Origin of the sequence: Paenibacillus algorifonticola (genome assembly GCF_000971975.1) — a bacterium.
Taxonomy (GTDB): Bacteria; Bacillota; Bacilli; order Paenibacillales; family Paenibacillaceae; genus Pristimantibacillus; species Pristimantibacillus algorifonticola.
Genome location: NZ_LAQO01000006.1, coordinates 108,445 through 125,532, shown reverse-complemented (window position 1 = coordinate 125,532; position 17,088 = coordinate 108,445). Strand labels below are relative to the sequence as shown.

Sequence of the window (17,088 nt, the reverse complement as noted above, 5' to 3'; positions counted from 1 at the left end):
CGTCAAGACCTGCCTGACTGCGAGCGCATGCTGCCCGAACTGCTGGAGCTGCCGCTTCCACTGCTGCTGTCGCTCCTTTGGCTGGAGCTGTCCGACCAGCTGCTGTCGCTGCTCCCATCATTCCAAGCCGATCCGCCGCTGTCGGCAGACCCCGTAGACAACCACTGATCGACCGTATCCTGCTGATCACCTTGCTGCTCCGTGCCAGCAGCCGTGCTGCCTCCCGTCGCCGCCGCTTGCGCCTGCTGAAAAGCGGCTGTATTTTGCACCGTACTGAATAATATAAACACGCTGGCCGCACCTGCGGCACCAAGCTGCCATTTTAACCATTTTGAATTTCCGCTCATCTTTCTCCACCTACCCTACTCGTTGTAGTTTAGCCTAGTATAGGAAGCCAAGATGAAAGTAGCGTTAAAACTATCTGAAGAAACGCTAAAAGAAAACGCCCCTACTCTACGATGCGGATTAAGCCTGTATACAACAGAAAAGAATGCGGCCCTAGGACCGCATTCTTCACCTACCTCTATTCAGCTTAACTATTCTCCAGAAGACAAAAATCTCTCCTAGCGACTGCCTCGTTAATCCGCTGCTCCGCTACTTCTTCGCCACATACTTGCGAATGTCGAAAGCAACTGCAGCGACAATAATCATCCCTTTAATAATGAGCTGCCAGTACGGGCTTACGCCAACAAAGGTCAGACCGTAGTTGATCACACTGAAAATCAGTACCCCGGCGAGTATGCCGCGCACGCGCCCGACACCGCCCGCCGTCGATACGCCGCCGACGACGCAGGCGGCAATCGCATCCAGCTCGTACATATTGCCGTAGTTATTCGTTGCGCCCCCGGTGCGGGCAGCCTCCAGCACGCCTGCTAGTCCATAAAGCGCGCCGGCAATCGCATAAATATAAATCAAATTGCGAGATACATTAATGCCCGATACATTCGCGGCTTGGATGTTGCCGCCGATCGCATACATATTTTTGCCCAGCCGCGTATTGTTGAAAATAACCCAGACGATAAACGAGACGACAATCGCTATAATGACGATATACGGGATCGAATACGTGCCGTTCGGCCCTATATACCCGGTCCCCAGCTTACTGAATTCCTTGCTCAAGCCGCCAATCGGCTGCGACTGGTTCGGCTTCATATCGAAGTAAAACGAGTTTACGCCGTACACGATAACCATTGAGCCGAGCGTCGCAATAAACGGCGGAACATGAAATTTTGCGACAATAATACCGTTGATCAAGCCAAAAATCAAACCGACGACAATCGCCAGTACAATTGGCACAATAATCGGAAGCTCCGGCAGATTAGGGAAAAATTTGCGTGGATAATCCGACATTTGCAGCATGGATGCCGATACGACAGCGCTCAAGCCGACGATCCGCCCAGCGGACAAATCCGTTCCTCCCGTAATAAGCACAAACGCTACGCCTAAAGCAATAATGACCCGCGTCGACGATTGCAGCAAAATATCCCGCAGCGTCGTTATGCCGATAAAATTAGGGTCGGCTACTGCTATGCCAATAATAAGCAGAACCAATATAATATAGATCGCATTTTGGGAGAAAAAATGCTTAACTCCTTTTGCATCCAGTGCATTCATCGTATTCACTCCTCCAAGTTGTCCTGCCCGCCATTATTGTGCGGCAAGCCGCATAATTTCTTCTTCCGTCGCCGCTTTGCCGTCCACGATGCCAGATATGCGTCCCTCACGCATGACGATGATGCGGTCGGACATGCCGATCAGCTCCGGCATTTCGGAGGATATCATAATGATGCTTTTGCCCTGCTTGGCAAGCTCGATCATGAACGAATAAATTTCGTATTTTGCTCCGATATCGATGCCCCGCGTCGGTTCGTCCAGCAGCAGCACCTCCGGGTCGGTCAGCAGCCATCTGGCGAGCAGCACCTTCTGCTGGTTGCCGCCAGACAAGTTGCGAATCAGCTGCTTGGTCGATGGCGTTTTGACCCGAAACTTCTCCACGCTTTGCTGCGACACTTCGCCAATCCGCGCATTGCTAATTAAGCCATAGGGTGTCTTGAACCGACCCAAATTCGCAATAACTGTATTTTCCGCAATCGTCAGCACGGGAAAAATCCCGGTAACCCGCCGCTCCTCGGTAAGCAGCGCAATGCCTTGGCGAATGGCGTCAGACGGCGCCTTCACTTTAATTTTTTTGCCATGCAGATGGATGCTGCCCTGCTTAAGCGCCCGCATGCCAAACAGCGCTTCAATGACCTCGGTCCGCTGTGCCCCTACAAGCCCGCCGAGTCCCAAAATCTCGCCCTTGCGCAGCTCAAACGAAACATCCTTAAACGAATGCGGATGCACTGAAGTCAAGCCTTCTGCCCGCAGCAGCACCTCGCCCGGCACGTTCGTCCGCTCCGGATAACGATTGGATAAATCCCTGCCCACCATGCGGGTAATGATTTTATCGATCGTCAGTTCCTTCGCTTCCCAAGTACCGACATGCTTGCCATCTCGCATAATCGTGACATCATCTGAAATACACAATATTTCTTCCATTTTGTGGGATATATAAATAATTGATACGCCACGCCGCCGCAGCTCATTAATGATGCGGAACAGCTGCTCTACTTCATTTCCAGTGAGCGAGGAGGTTGGTTCGTCCATGACGATGACTTTCGAGTGAAACGATACCGCTTTGGCAATTTCCAGCGATTGAATTTTCGATACGGATAGGTCGCCTACCTTTTGTTTCGGATGAATATCCATCTCCAGATCTTTGAGCAGCTTCACCGTATCCTCCTGCATTTTGCGGTGGTCGATGAATTGCAAAGGCCCCAGACCTCTGGTCGGGAATCGTCCCAGCCAGATATTTTCCATGACGTCGCGCTGCGGCACCGGGTTCAGCTCCTGATGGATCATCGACACCCCGAGGGTCAGCGCATCCTTCGAGCTGTTGATGTGCACCAGCTGCCCACCCAGCATAATCTCGCCGCCGTCGGGCTTATAGATGCCGAACAGACATTTCATCAGCGTCGATTTCCCCGCACCATTTTCACCCATCAAGGCATGTACCGTACCGGGGCGCAGCTTCAGCGTCACATCGTCGAGCGCCTTCACGCCGGGAAAAGATTTGGAGATGTTATTCATCTCTAGCACATAAGCCGGATGCTCTGGCATTTGTATAACACCCCTTTACATACATTTAAGTTAAAATTATCAAGTTATTAGTCAAGCGTAAACGCCATTGCCAGCCTTTGGAGGCAATGCTCGTTTCGTGGTGAAATAGAAGCCTATTTATAGGAACAAACTTATAAATGCTTATATTTTAGAAAAAAAAGCAAGGGCAGCGCCAGCCTAATGCTTCCCTTGCTCTCCTTATCCGCTAACCACCGCCACCCCCGCAGGCAGCCGGCTTAGCGATTATTTCAGCACTTCATCCTTGTTCTCGCTCGTTACCTTCTGGTACGGAATCCACACGTATTTGCCGTCGGTAACTTCGAAGCCTGTGTTTTCCTTGCTTGGCGTCTCGCCAGCAGCCAGTACGCGGGACAGCTCCACTGTCGCCTTGCCTTGGTTAACCGCATCGTTCAGCACTGTGCCGAGCAGCGTACCTTCATCCAGCGCCTGAATGGCAGGAGCGGTAGCATCTACGCCAACAACCGGAATATATTTATCGCCTGTAAAATAGCCCGCCGCCTTCAGCGCTTCAATCGCACCGAGTGCCATATCATCGTTGTTGGCGAGGACGGCTTCGATTTTATCGCCATGGGAAGCGATGAACGCAGCCATCTTCTCCTGACCTTTTACGCGGTCCCACATCGCGGTATCCTCCGCCAGCTTCTCGACCTTAATGCCTGCATCCTCAATTGCCTGCACGGAAAACTTCGTCCGCAGCTCGGCATCCTGATGGCCCGGCTCGCCTTTAAGCATCACATATTGCAGCACGCCGTCGCCGTTCTTATCCGCTTCCGAATGCGCCTTCCAATAGTCGACGATGAGATCGCCGGACATTGTGCCCGATTCCTCCGCCTTCGCTCCGACAAAATACACCTTATCCCATTTCGCCATATCATCCGCCAGCGGCTCGCGGTTGACGAACACGACCGGAATGTCCGCTGCCTTGCCTTTATCAATAATGACGCCCGCCGCTGTGCGGTCTACCGGGTTAATGATCATCGATTTGACCTTCTTCGTAATGAATAGGTCAACCTTGTCATTTTGCGTCGGCTGCGAGTTTTGGCTGTCTACGATATCCACCTGTACTTTGCCTGCCGCTGCTTCCGTAATCGCGTTGCGGACGCCCGTCATAAACGTATCGTCGAACTTGTAAATCGCGACCCCAACCTTCGGCTGGTCGCCCTCGCTTCCCCCTGCGTTGCCGTTTGATGCCGAGCAGCCTGCAGCTACCGTCAATGCGCCGATCAGCAGCGCAGCCGTTACTTTTTTCATTTCATCATGACCTCCCCGTTTTTTTGGTTCATGCTGATGAGCGTGTGCAGCTCTGTTTCTCTTTCGTGTCCTCATTATGGCTGAAACGGAGCCAGAAACGAATGTAAAATCCTCATCATTTTTATTAAAATCCTCCTTACTTCTGAATAAAGGGAAACAGCACCCGTTGATTTTCAGGCCAAAACATCGTGTCGCTATTCACCAGCTTGGCCTCCATCGCTACATGCAGCGGCACTTCCTCCCCCCGCAAAGCGAGTACGGCATTTTTGATACCAAGATAGCCGATGCTGAACGGATTTTGCACCAGCACCGCTTGCAGCTGATCCTCCTGCAGCAGTTCAAGCAGCTCCATGGAGCTGTCAAAGGCGACAATTTTAATTTTGCCGCCGAGCCCCCGCTGCTTCACCTCAAGGGCAGCCGTGACGGCAGCTTGGACATTAAGCGCCAAAATGCCATCTACCTGCTGCTCGTTCAGCAAGCTGCTGACGACGCTTCGGCAGTTGCCATCAGCCTCCACGCAGGGCTCGATGCCAATAAGCGCCATGCCGCTTTCCTCGGCAAGCGCCTCCTTAATGCCCTCCTCGCGGCGCAGCTGGTTGTTGTCCCCAAGTCCGTCAGTCAGCAGGGCGACGCTGCCTTTGCCTGCCAGCAGCTCACTCATTTTGAGAGCAACTGCGCGTCCCGCCTGATGATGATTAATCGTGATGATCGAGCTGATGCCAGCTTCCTCTGTCTCAGTGTCGATCGCAATAAGCGGAATCCGCGCCGCCTTGCCCGCCTCGACAATGCCGGCCGTAACCTCTTCATTTCCGGCAGCAAATACAACCGCGTCTGGATGATGCACCAGCGCAAGCTTTGCCGTTTCCAGAAGCTGCTCTGGGCTGCCCTGCTTTTCCGGCCCGGAAATATGCAGTGTAACGTTGAACTCCTTCGATGCCGCTTCGGCGCCCATGACAACGGAGTTCCAATAGTCGCCATCCAGCCGCTTGAGCAGCAGACTGATGTCAATATTTTCACGTTGAATGCTGCTGTCCTCTGCCTGATGCATGCAGGAACCCAGCAGCAGCGCAACCATAGCCGCTATGCAAAGCACGGCAAACCGCCCTAACCTGCGTTTTACACTCATCCTTCCTCACTCCTCTCATCAGCTTCCTCATCAGCCGGCTTGAATGGGAACCGTATCGTCACGGTCGTTCCCTCCTCCAGCTCGCTCTCAAACTTCAGGCCATACGGCTCGCCGTAAAACAGCCGAATCCGCTCATGCACATTGCGCACGCCTACGCCGGAGCCCGCTCCGGAAACCGGGCTGGATGCGGTTCCCGCAGAGGCAGACCTCTTAGAAGCTCCCGAAGCAGCACCTACGATGGTGCCGTCACGATCAGCGTTACTTTCTCCCGCATGCCTACCCCGCTTGGTTGTACCGCCAGTCTCTTCCGAGAGCAGCGCAGCCAGCTGCCCGCCGCTCATCCCGAGCCCATTGTCGCTTACCTGCACGTACACTTGCCCGGCTTCGATCCATGCCCGCACCGTAATCATCCCTTTATCGACGGACGGCTCAATGCCGTGCATAATGGCATTTTCCAGCAGCGGCTGCAAAATCAGCTTGAGCGACAAGCTGGGCAGCGCGGCCTCTTCGACGTCAAACACATAATCGAATTTATTTTTGAACCGGATATTCTGAATGATGAGATAGTTTCGCGCATGCTCCAGCTCGCTCGCCAACGGAATCATCGGCTTTCCTTTGCTAAGGCTGATGCGGAACAGCTTCGATAAGGATGTAATCGTCGTCACAACCTCCTCATTGCGGTTCATGCCGACCATGCGCACGACCGTATTGAGCGTGTTGTATAGAAAATGTGGATTAATTTGCGATTGCAGCGCCTCAAATTCATATTTGCGCTTCGCCTCCTGCTCCACAACAATTTGCTGCATCAGCTCGCGGATTCGCGACACCATCAGATTGAAGCGTCTGGACAGCTGCTCCACCTCCAGCGGTCCGCGAATGGCAGTCATCGTATGGAAATCGCCGCGCTCGACATTTTTCATCGACTTCTCCAGCTGCCGGATCGGACGGGCGATAATGCGCGAAATGAGCCACGACATCGCAATGACGAATACGAGCAACATCAGCAGCAGATTCAACAAATAATCGTTCAGCTCGCGCCTCGTCGTAATAATTTCGTCGGTGAAGGACACCCCGACCACCTTCCAGCCGATGTTGCCGATTGTCTGCACCGTAATCATTTTATCCTCGTCGCCGGATTCATCGTGAAAGCTGCCAAACGTATATTTCAGCGCCTGCTCGACGTTTTCGCTTTTCAGCCCGGCGTAGATGAGCTGCTGCTGCGGATGGTACACCATATTGCCCGCACTCTCGTCCACAATGTAGACGTAGCCCTTCTTGCCAAGCACGACCCGCGAGGACAGCTGATTGATTTTGTTAAAATTGACATCCAGCAGCAGCACGCCCTGCTCCGTCTTCCCACTGCGCGCTACGGTAATGCCTTTGCTTAGCGAGACGACCCATTTGTACTGCATTTTGTACATGTTCTGCACATGTGGTAGCGAGTAACTGAGATGATTCGGCGTTTGAAGCGCGCTTTGGAACCAGCGCTGATTGTATAAGCTCAGATTTTCCTTTAGCGCAACGCCCGGAATGCTCATCATCACCTCGCCGTTATGCCCAATGACCGCCAGCGACACAATTTCTCCCCGAATGCCGATAATCGTATTCAGCTGGCTGCGCAGCTCCTCTTCGTTCACATCGCCGCTGCGGCTGATCGTATCGTGGATAACGCCGTAAATTTCCGACATGCCCTGGATATAATCCTCCAAATTGTAGCTGACCTGATCGACGACCTGCTGGGTATTGCGCAGCGCATTCGTCTCCGCGGTCTGCGAAAACTTGTTGTACAGCAGCACGCTGACCATCATAATCGCAGCCGCCGAAAATACCGACAGCGCCACTGAAATTAAAAACTGGATGCTGCGCTTCCTCATGGCGCATCCACATTCATCGCCTGATTGCGATAATCCTTGGCGGAGACGCCGACATTTTTCTTAAAGCACAGTGAAAAATAATTCGGGTCCGAGAAGCCGACCTTCTCGGCAATTTCAAACGTCTTCAGCTCCGTCGCCCGCAGCATTTCCTTCGCCGCCTCCATCCGCAGCTGAAGCAAATAACCGCCGAACGTCAGCTTCACTTCCTTCTTGAACAGGCTGCTGAAGTAGCCTGCGCTAATATGCAGATGGCTGCACAGCCGGGCAATCGACAGCTCGCTGTCATGGAAGTTTGCCTTCGTATAACGCACCGCTTCCTCGACGAGCTGCTTGTAGGAGCTTTGTCTGCGGCTGGCGATATGATGGCGGATTTTCTCGCAGAGCGACATATACCAGCTTCTCGTCTCCTCAAGCCCGCTAAGCTGCCCCAGCTCCGCATAAATTTGCAGCTCGTATCCCGCTATTTCGTACAGGTTCAGCCCTGCTTCCTTCACCAGCTTCATGATCGCCGTCATCATCTCCAGCATGTACAGCTGGTATTCCCGGTAAGCGGCATTAACGCCTTCAATCTCATCAAAAAGCGCAGCCACCAGCTGCTCCAGCTCCTCATGCGTCCCTACACGGAGGCACCGAATGAGCGCCTGCTCTTTGAGCTCGTCGAATTGCAGCTCCTCGACATAACGCGTCTCCACATCGTCAATGCAAATGATCCGGTTGCTGCCCACCAAATTATGATAATCCAGCGCCTGCTGCGCCTCCTCATAGCCCTGCTTCAGCTGCGCGACATCAGGCAGCATCGAGCTAACCCCAATAGTCACTGGAAAACGCAAGTATTTCCGGATATTTTGCAGCATTTCAGCGAGACCGCTCAGTGTTCGTTCCATTAGCTCTTGGGCGCTTCCTTCTCGTCCAACTGCTAGCAGCGCCACCTGGTCCTGATACAGAAATACCTTGCCTAGCCCGAGCCGGCCCCACACCTCTTCCGCCACATTGCGAAGGGCAAACAGCTTGAGGTCGAGATCGCTGGAGGCGGCAAGCGAGCTTTCAGCCGTCCGCAGCGGAACGCCGGGAAGCGCTTCCAATACATGCGTGTGCAGCACGGACACAATGTACGCCTCCCCCGCCAAATCGAGCTCATATTTCTCTGCCTTCTCCTCAATATGCCGCAGCGGAAGCTTACGGGAGAGCAGCGACGACAGGAATAGCTCCTTTACGACCGGCAGGCTTGTACGATAATGCTCCTGCAGCAGCTGCATATTTTCCCGTTTCTCACGCTCATCATCCAGCCGCTCCTTCACCTTGTCCATCACCTCAAGCAGCTGCTGCGCGGAAAAAGGCTTTAAAATATACTCATCCACCTGCAAGCCGATCGCCTGCTTGGCATATTCAAATTCATCATAGCCGGAAAAAATAACGATGCGCGTCAGCGGATACGTCTTCCTCATCCATTCCGCCAGCTCCAAGCCGTTCATATACGGCATGCTAATATCCGTCACGACGATGTCCGGCTCCAAACGCTCGATCAGCTCCATCGCTTCCCGGCCATTCGCCGCCGTCTCTACGATTTCAAAGCCATTGCGCTCCCATGCAATTTCCTGCAGCAGCCCGCTGCGCGTCTCTTCTTCATCATCCACCAGCAGCACTTTATACATCGTTTATCCCCCCGCTATTTAAATACGCGGCCGAGCAGCCGCAAAGACCTGATACTGTCAGCATGCTATTTATCATATTCGTTTCCGTGTTTTCTGGAAAGAGGGGGTGCTTTTAGTAAACAAGCGTAAACGGCTGAAGCCGTCCTTTGGCGGCAAAGCTACCGTTTCGCGATGAAATATAGAGAAAGGATGGAAAAATCATATGCTTTCCTATATTTTAAAAGAAATCGCGAGATAAACCGACCTTGCTAAAGATAAATCTCATTGTAAGCGTTTAAAATCACGCTAATCCGCTGCATTCGCTCTCTTTTGCGGCGCCAGCTTCCTTTACAGCACTCGCGGCAGGGGAGTATGATTCATAACATGAATGAACCTTTTTTGATCGCTGAGTCTTCGCGCATTAGGCGAAGAGCGGGGGAACCAAACGCACTGCAAGGGTCCGATGTGAGAGTCGGAGGCTGGCAGCGCAGGGGTGAATCGTTTGCAGGAGTGTCATGAAACTCCAGGCAAATGTAGGGCGACTCTCACCGCCCGAATCCGACAGCTAACCTCGTAAGCGCAGGTGTAGAGAGGAATGGTGAACGATTGTGACCTTGTAAATCAGGCCACAGAGCGTCATACGCCTCTGTGGTTTTTTGTTGTCTTTTTTCGAAAATAGCAATCGCAACATCGGCAGACATTTTGTTTCAAACGCTGAGTTCTGCACTGCCGCAGAAACGGGGGAACCATCGACGGCCCTCTGCCATTGTCCAATGGACGATTGCAGGGAGCGTCACGGGGTGAATCGCAGGGCACACGACAAGTGCCAAGCGTAGGGCGTCTCTCGCGCCCGAATCCGACAGCTAACCTCGCAAGCGTCAACGGGAGAGGCCACACTTACACTAATCGCAGGCGAATCAGGGGCGTATTATGCCCGGATGAAGGAAGCTGCGGGTGAAGAGTCCTCTTTGCCCAAGGCTTCTTTTTTGTTGCCTTTTTTCCACAATGACTAGGGATAAAACGAAATAAGGAGCGCTGCAGCTATGCTGGATATCGGAATGGCTTTGACCTTAATCGCATCTTTCGGGCTGATTGCCGGATTTATAAGCTGGTGCGACCGGTCCATTAGCGAAACGGAGGAACGGGGATGATTGTCATATTGCTCGTTACAGGAGTTTTGCTGGTGTATCTCGTCTACGCCTTGCTCCATCCGGAGAAATTTTAGCAAATAACGTTTCATCATTTATAGCAAGGGAGGAACAGCTGTGGACGTCCTGCAAATGGTGGTAGTCATCGGCATTATCATGCTGATTGCAAAACCGCTTGGGCATTATTTATATTTGGTGTTTTCCAACGAACCGAATCGTACCGACAAGCTGTTCGGACGAATCGAAACGGTCATTTATTCCTTAATCGGGCTCAAAAATCGGCAAGGCATGAGCTGGAAAAGATACGCGCTCAGCTTTATTACACTCAATTTCATACTCGTAGCTATCAGCTACGTGCTGCTGCGGCTGCAAAGCGGCCTGCCGCTTAACCCGAACGGAATCGGCGGCATGGAGCCAACGCTCGTCCTAAATACGGTCATCAGCTTTATGACCAATACGAATCTCCAGCATTACAGCGGCGAAACAGGGCTGACGTATTTTGCGCAAATGGCGGTCATTACGATGATGATGTTTACGTCCGCCGCCACCGGCTTTTCCGTTGCCGTCGCTTTCGTTCGCGGCATTACGAGCAAAGGCGGAGCGCTCGGCAACTTCTTCGAGGATTTCGTCAAAGCGCATACGCGGATTTTCTTCCCGCTGGCTATCGTCATTACACTGCTGCTTGTAGCACTGCAGGTGCCGCAAACGCTTAGTCCCACCTTGACCGTCACGACGCTTACGGGCGCGGTCCAACATATCGCCATCGGGCCAGTCGCGTCGCTGGAGTCGATTAAGCATCTCGGGACGAATGGCGGCGGGTTTTTCGGAGCCAACTCCGCCCATCCTTTCGAAAATCCCGGCCCGCTAACGAATGTCATTGAGATTTTGTCCATGTGGGCGCTGCCTGCCGCGCTGCCCTTCATGTACGGCCGGTTTGCAAAAAGCAGCAAGCAGGGCTGGGTTATTTTTTCGGCGATGATGGCGCTGTTTCTGATCTTTCTTACGATTTCCTATACGGCTGAAAAAAGCGGAAATCCGCTGATCGCCACGCTCGGCATCGACGCTTCGCAAGGCAGCATGGAGGGCAAGGAGGTTCGCTTCGGCATCGCCCAATCCGCGCTGTTCACGACGGTGACGACGGCGGCAAAGGCGTCGGCCTCGTCAATATGCTGATGTATGCGATGCTGACGGTATTCATCTGTGGGCTAATGGTCGGACGGACACCTGAGTTTCTCGGGCGAAAAATAGAGCCGCGCGAAATGAAGCTGATTGCCATCGCCATTCTCGTTCATCCGTTTATTATTCTCGCGCCAACGGCGGCGGCTTTTCTGACCGAGCTGGGGCAAGGCGCGATATCCAATTCGGGCTTTCATGGCATTACGCAGGTGCTGTATGAATATACGTCCTCGGCTGCCAACAACGGCTCCGGGTTTGAGGGCCTTGCCGATAATACGCCGTTCTGGAATATAACAACCGGACTCGTGATGTTTTTCGGCAGATATATGTCGATGATTGCGCTGCTTGCTGTAGCAGGATCACTCAGCCGCAAGCAGTGGGTACCAGAAACGATTGGAACGTTCCGAACGGACAATTCGCTGTTTGCGGTTATGCTAATGGGCGTCGTCATTTTGATCGGTGCGCTCACTTTTCTGCCTGTCATTGTCACAGGGCCAATTGCCGAGTTTTTAACGATCCGTTAGAGGGAAATGAGGGGTAAGCGTTATGAATGACCAACGTACTAAAAAATTATTCACCGGACCGCTCGTGACCGAGGCGTTAAAGATGAGCCTCCTCAAGCTGAATCCGGTCCATATGATAAAAAATCCGGTCATGTTCGTCGTTGAGATTGGAACGCTAATCGTTCTGCTTATGACCGTGTTTCCGGGTTACTTTGACTCGCAGGATCGCACCGGCTTTAACTTGGCCGTCTTTATTATTTTGCTGTTTACGGTGCTGTTCGCCAATTTTGCCGAAGCTTTAGCTGAGGGCCGCGGCAAAGCGCAGGCCGGCTCGCTGAAAAAAACAAAGCAGGAAATTATGGCGAATAAGCTGCTGGGCGACAGTATTCAAATCGTCCCTTCCACGGAGCTGCGCAAAGGGGATATCGTCATCGTCTCGCAAGGGGAAATGATTCCCGGCGACGGCGAGGTGATCGAAGGCCTCGCTTCCGTGGATGAATCGGCTATTACCGGCGAATCAGCCCCCGTCATCAAGGAGGCGGGCGGCGATTTCAACTCTGTGACGGGCGGAACGCGGGTGATCAGCGACCGCATCAAAATGCGGATCACGAGCGAGCCCGGCGAAACCTTCATCGACCGGATGATTGCTCTCGTCGAAGGAGCGAAGCGGCAAAAAACGCCGAATGAAATCGCCTTGAACACGCTGCTGATCAGTCTGACGATTATTTTCCTCATCGTCGTCGTCACGCTTGGCCCGATTGCCGCATATGTGGGCGTCAATTTGGAAATTCCCGTTCTCATCGCGCTGCTCGTCTGTCTCATTCCGACGACGATCGGCGGTCTGCTGTCCGCTATCGGCATTGCGGGCATGGACCGGGTCACCCAGTTCAATGTGCTGGCGATGTCAGGGAAGGCGGTCGAAGCAGCCGGCGACATCAATACGATGATTTTGGATAAAACCGGGACGATCACCTTCGGCAATCGGATGGCTAGCGAAATCAATCCGGTGGGCACTGCTGGAGCAGATGAGGCAGCGGCATGGGCCGCCATTTCTTCCATACATGATGAAACGCCAGAAGGCCGTTCGGTGCTGGAGTGGATGAAAAAGCATGATAAAGCCTATGATGCCTCGCTTGGCGAGGGCGGGCAATTCGTTCCCTTTCAAGCCGAGACGCGTATGAGCGGCATCGATTTGGCCGATGGACGGCTCGTGCGCAAAGGGGCTGTCGAAGCGATTCGCGGGTGGGTGCTCGCACAAGGAGGAGACATCCCCGCCGATCTGGCCCAGGAGACCGAGCGGATTGCCAAGGAAGGCGGCACACCGCTTGCCATCGCCGTCGATCAGCACATATTCGGTTTGATTTATTTGAAGGATACGGTCAAGCCGGGCATGAAGGAACGCTTCGACCAGCTTCGAGCGATGGGCATCAAAACGATTATGTGTACGGGCGACAATCCGTTTACGGCGGCAACCATCGCCAGAGAAGCGGGGGTCGACGATTTTATTGCCGAAAGCAAGCCGGAGGATAAAATCGCCGTCATCCGCCGCGAGCAGGCAGAAGGCAAGCTGGTCGCCATGACGGGGGACGGAACGAATGACGCGCCCGCACTCGCGCAGGCAGATGTCGGTCTAGCGATGAACAGCGGCACGACGGCTGCCAAGGAAGCAGCCAATATGGTCGATCTGGATTCCGACCCTTCCAAAATTATAGAGGTCGTATCGATCGGCAAGCAGCTGCTTATGACGCGCGGTGCGCTCACGACATTCAGCATTGCCAATGACGTAGCCAAATATTTCGCCATCATTCCAGCGATGTTTATGCTGGCGATTCCGCAAATGCAGGCGCTGAATGTGATGCAGCTTGGCTCGCCGCTGTCGGCGATTTTGTCCGCGCTCATCTTTAATGCGATCATTATTCCGCTGCTCATTCCGTTAGCGATGAAAGGCGTCACTTATCGTCCGCTCAGCGCAGCCCGCCTGCTCAGCCGCAATCTGCTTATTTACGGGCTCGGCGGCATGATTGCTCCGTTCATTGGCATCAAGCTTATCGACATGATGGTTCATATTTGGATTTAACGCCGTCCAAACTGGCTGCGGCATTTAATGAAACGAACTTCCACTGAAAGAAGGGAATTGTGCTATGTATGCTATTTTAAAAAGAAAACGTCCATCGCCATCTATACCGTCCACTCCATCTTCATCAGCGGCCCCCTCCTCATCTTCTGTAATCGGGGTGTCGCTGCGTGCCAGCCTGCTGTTCCTGCTCCTTTGCGGTGTCGTGTATCCGCTTGTGAGCACGGGCGCCGCGCAGCTGCTGTTCCCGGCTCAGGCGAATGGCAGCCTGCTCAAGGATAGCGCAGGCAACGTCGTTGGTTCGTCGCTGATCGGTCAGCCTTTCACCGATCAGCGCTATTTTCAGGGGCGGGTGTCGAGCATTGATTATAAAGCGGAAGCTTCCGGCTCTAATAACTATGCCCCTTCGAACCCGGAGCTGCTGGCCCGTATGAAAGCATCCATTGCCCAGTGGCAGCAGGATAACCCGGGCGTTCCGCTGGAGCAGCTGCCCGTAGCGTTAATAAGCAACTCCGGCTCCGGGCTTGACCCGGATATTACGCCGCAGTCGGCGCTCGTGCAGGTGCCAAGAATCAGCAAGCTGACGGGCCTGCCCACTGCCGAGCTGGAAGCGCTCGTTAAGAAGCATACGAAAGGTCGCGAGCTCGGCCTCTTCGGTGATAAACGCGTCAATGTGCTGGAGCTGAATCTGGCTTTATCCACACGAATCGCCAAATAAAAGAGAAGGCGGGAGCAGGATGCCACCGTATCAACGCAAGACGCCGGAGGAGATATTGGCTTCTATCTCCCGGCTGCATAAGGGACGCCTAAAAATCATCATCGGCTCGGTCGCAGGCTCCGGAAAAACGTATCATTTGCTGCAGGAAGGCCAGCTGCTGAAGCAGCAGGGCATTGATGTCGTCATTTGCGCATTAACGTCGGCAACGCGTACAGATAGGAATCTACCGGAGCTAGTGTCTGAGCTGGAGCATGTCCCCAGCATTCGGTGGCAGCGCGATGACAAGGAGCAGCAGGATTTGCCGCTGGAGACGCTGCTCGCCCGCAATCCGGAAGTCGTGCTCGTGGACGGCCTTGCCCATCGCAACCGTATGTGCGCCCGCTTCAAGACGCGGCTGGAGGACATTCAATATTTGCTGGAGCATGGCATCAGCATCATTACGACGATTAACGTCTACGAGCTTGAGGGCGAGGACGGGGTTATTTTCAAAATGACGGGCATTCGCGCGGAGGAAACGGTCCCGGCGGATACGCTGGAATGGGCCGATGAGGTTCGCCTCATTGATGTATCTCCTGAGACGATGCTAAGCCGGATGGAAGAGGGACTGCTCGGCAGTTCTCTCCATCCGGCTATGCGGCTGCGCGGCAATTTGGCTGTCCTGCGCGAAGTCGCTCTCTGCCTAATGGCGGAGGGTGTTCATGAAACGCTGGAAAAGCACCGCGAAGCGCTGGGCTTAAGCGGCCCGTCAGGAGCAGCCGAACGAATTGTCGTTTCCACGCAATATCACTTCAATGGCTCCCTATATGTGCGCCGAGGCCAGCAAATTGCCAAGAGGCTGCATGGCGAGCTCGCTGTCGTCACCTTTCTGCTGCCGGGCCGCAGCCTGCCCCAGGAGCAGCAAACGATTAAACGCTCGATGCAAAAGCTGGTGGCGAAAGTCGGCGGCGAATTTGAGGAGCTCTCGCTAGCGCATGCGCGCAAGCTGCCTGCCGCACTTGTCGAATATGCAACGCGGCATCATGCGACGCGGATCGTGATGGGCCATTCCAAGAAAAAAGCATGGCAGGAGCGCTGGCAAGGCTCCATCGTTAACCAAGTGCTCCGCAAAATACGGAACATCGACGTTTTTGTGATGACGGATCGGGCGGAGCATGAGGGAGAGCGCATTTTGCCTGTTAAAAGCCGTCTGGGCGGTCAGGAGGCTCTTTTTCATCGGCTTAACTCCCGTGAAATGGAGGAACAGGCGCAGCGCATGCGCCGGGGCACGTTCAAAATTTATATCGGAGCCGCTCCCGGCGTCGGAAAAACGTACAAAATGCTCCAGGAAGGCAACATTCTTCAGCGTAAAGGTGTAGATGTCGTCATTGGCTGGCTGGAAACGCATGGACGCAAGGAAACGGCGGAGCAGGTCGGCGACTTGACGATTGTGCCCCGAGCAGCTATTCCCTATGGGGCTGTACAGCTTGAGGAAATGGACACAGCGGCTCTTATTGCGCGCCGCCCCGAGGTCGTGCTGGTCGATGAGCTTGCCCATACGAATGTGCCGGGCAGCTCGCTCAAGAAAAGGTACGAGGATATTTTGCTGCTGCTGGAAAACGGAATTTCCGTCATTTCCACCGTAAACGTACAGCATGTGGAAAGCTTGAATGATGCGGTTGAGCAGCTGACAGGTGTACGGGTGAGAGAAACGGTGCCGGACGCGATTTTACAAATGGCGAGTGGAATTGAGCTCATTGACGTTACGCCCCAGATGCTGGCGCAGCGCATGCGCGACGGTAAAATATATAAGCTGGAAAAGGTAGAGCAGGCGCTGGGCTCTTTTTTCAAAATCGGCAATTTGATTGCCTTGCGGGAGCTGGCACTGCGCGAAATTGCGGATGATGTCGATGAACGGCTGGAGTCGTGGAAACGCGGGCCCTCCCTTCGGGGACCTTGGCGCAAGCGCGAGGTGATTTTTGTATGCGTCGATTTGGGTGATCAGGCGGAGCGGCTTATTCGCCGCGGCTTTCGCATCGCTCACCGCTTGAAGGCAGAATGGCATGTCCATTATGTGCATAGCAGTAAAACCCAGCAAACCGAGGCGCAGCAAAAACGGCTCCATGCGCTGCGGCAGCTATGCGAGCGGCTTGGCGGTCAGCTGGCGGTTAGTGTTGCGGACAAACGCAAAGAGATTAGCGGGATTTTGCTGCAAAAGATGAATGCCCTGCAAGCTACCCAGCTCATTATTGGACAATCGCGCAGGCCGCCGTGGCAAATGCTCGTCCGCAAAACCATTGTGCATGATTTGCTGCGCTCCGCCAGGCATTTGGATATGCTAATCGTCGCAAAATGGGAAACAGAACCCGTACCGCCTATTCTCGGCACGAGCCCTGTTGAAGATGTATAAACAGGCTTACTTACGGGGGGC

At 53.7% G+C, this 17,088-nt stretch carries 11 protein-coding genes, 1 pseudogene and 2 riboswitches; of the genes and pseudogenes, 5 read left to right on the top strand and 7 right to left on the bottom strand.

Translation table 11 applies throughout. The features are described 5' to 3' along the window. Window positions 1–2: 2 nt before the first annotated feature. From WH37_RS14175 to WH37_RS14145, 7 genes are all read right to left on the bottom strand, one after another. Window positions 3–347 carry a hypothetical protein gene (locus WH37_RS14175; RefSeq protein ID WP_046231248.1) on the bottom strand — a complete coding sequence of 115 codons (345 nt, stop codon included), beginning with the start codon at window positions 345–347 and terminating at the stop codon, window positions 3–5. Window positions 348–594: 247 nt separating this feature from the next. Beyond that, window positions 595–1,614 carry a galactose/methyl galactoside ABC transporter permease MglC gene (gene mglC / locus WH37_RS14170; RefSeq protein WP_046231247.1) on the bottom strand — a complete coding sequence of 340 codons (1,020 nt, stop codon included), beginning with the start codon at window positions 1,612–1,614 and terminating at the stop codon, window positions 595–597. A gap of 33 nt (window positions 1,615–1,647) precedes the next feature. Then, window positions 1,648–3,159, bottom strand: coding sequence for a sugar ABC transporter ATP-binding protein (locus WH37_RS14165; protein ID WP_046231246.1), 1,512 nt, complete (start codon window positions 3,157–3,159; stop codon window positions 1,648–1,650). Between the two features lie 243 nt (window positions 3,160–3,402). Next, a complete protein-coding gene (locus tag WH37_RS14160; protein WP_074904919.1) occupies window positions 3,403–4,431 on the bottom strand; it encodes a galactose ABC transporter substrate-binding protein in 1,029 nt (342 codons plus the stop codon). A 136-nt stretch (window positions 4,432–4,567) separates the two neighbouring features. Next, on the bottom strand, window positions 4,568–5,557 hold the full coding sequence (locus tag WH37_RS14155; protein ID WP_046231245.1) for a substrate-binding domain-containing protein: 990 nt from the start codon (window positions 5,555–5,557) through the stop codon (window positions 4,568–4,570). After that, a complete protein-coding gene (locus tag WH37_RS14150) occupies window positions 5,554–7,431 on the bottom strand; it encodes a cache domain-containing sensor histidine kinase (RefSeq protein WP_046231244.1) in 1,878 nt (625 codons plus the stop codon). Before WH37_RS14150 ends, WH37_RS14155 begins: the two co-directional genes overlap by 4 nt. Next, on the bottom strand, window positions 7,428–9,083 hold the full coding sequence (locus WH37_RS14145; protein WP_046231243.1) for a response regulator: 1,656 nt from the start codon (window positions 9,081–9,083) through the stop codon (window positions 7,428–7,430). Before WH37_RS14145 ends, WH37_RS14150 begins: the two co-directional genes overlap by 4 nt. A 373-nt stretch (window positions 9,084–9,456) precedes the next feature. After that, window positions 9,457–9,657: riboswitch (cyclic di-AMP (ydaO/yuaA leader) on the top strand. A gap of 107 nt (window positions 9,658–9,764) precedes the next feature. Continuing rightward, window positions 9,765–9,955, top strand: a riboswitch (cyclic di-AMP (ydaO/yuaA leader). A 254-nt stretch (window positions 9,956–10,209) separates the two neighbouring features. Between WH37_RS14145 and kdpF the strand changes: the two genes are divergently transcribed. The 5 genes and pseudogenes from kdpF (at window position 10,210) to WH37_RS14125 (ending at window position 17,067) form a co-directional block, all read left to right on the top strand. Then, the gene (gene kdpF, locus WH37_RS37390) at window positions 10,210–10,287 is read left to right on the top strand and encodes a K(+)-transporting ATPase subunit F (RefSeq protein WP_074904924.1); all 78 of its coding nucleotides are present in this window, start codon (window positions 10,210–10,212) and stop codon (window positions 10,285–10,287) included. Between the two features lie 40 nt (window positions 10,288–10,327). Further along, window positions 10,328–11,910 (top strand): annotated as a pseudogene (locus WH37_RS14140) (potassium-transporting ATPase subunit KdpA). A gap of 22 nt (window positions 11,911–11,932) precedes the next feature. Beyond that, on the top strand, window positions 11,933–13,966 hold the full coding sequence (gene kdpB / locus WH37_RS14135; RefSeq protein ID WP_046231242.1) for a potassium-transporting ATPase subunit KdpB: 2,034 nt from the start codon (window positions 11,933–11,935) through the stop codon (window positions 13,964–13,966). Window positions 13,967–14,030: 64 nt separating this feature from the next. Further along, entirely contained in the window at window positions 14,031–14,681 is a 651-nt protein-coding gene (kdpC, locus tag WH37_RS14130) for a potassium-transporting ATPase subunit KdpC (protein WP_082110802.1), read from the top strand. A gap of 19 nt (window positions 14,682–14,700) precedes the next feature. Then, on the top strand, window positions 14,701–17,067 hold the full coding sequence (locus WH37_RS14125) for a histidine kinase (protein ID WP_046231241.1): 2,367 nt from the start codon (window positions 14,701–14,703) through the stop codon (window positions 17,065–17,067). The last annotated feature ends 21 nt before the right edge of the window (window positions 17,068–17,088 follow it).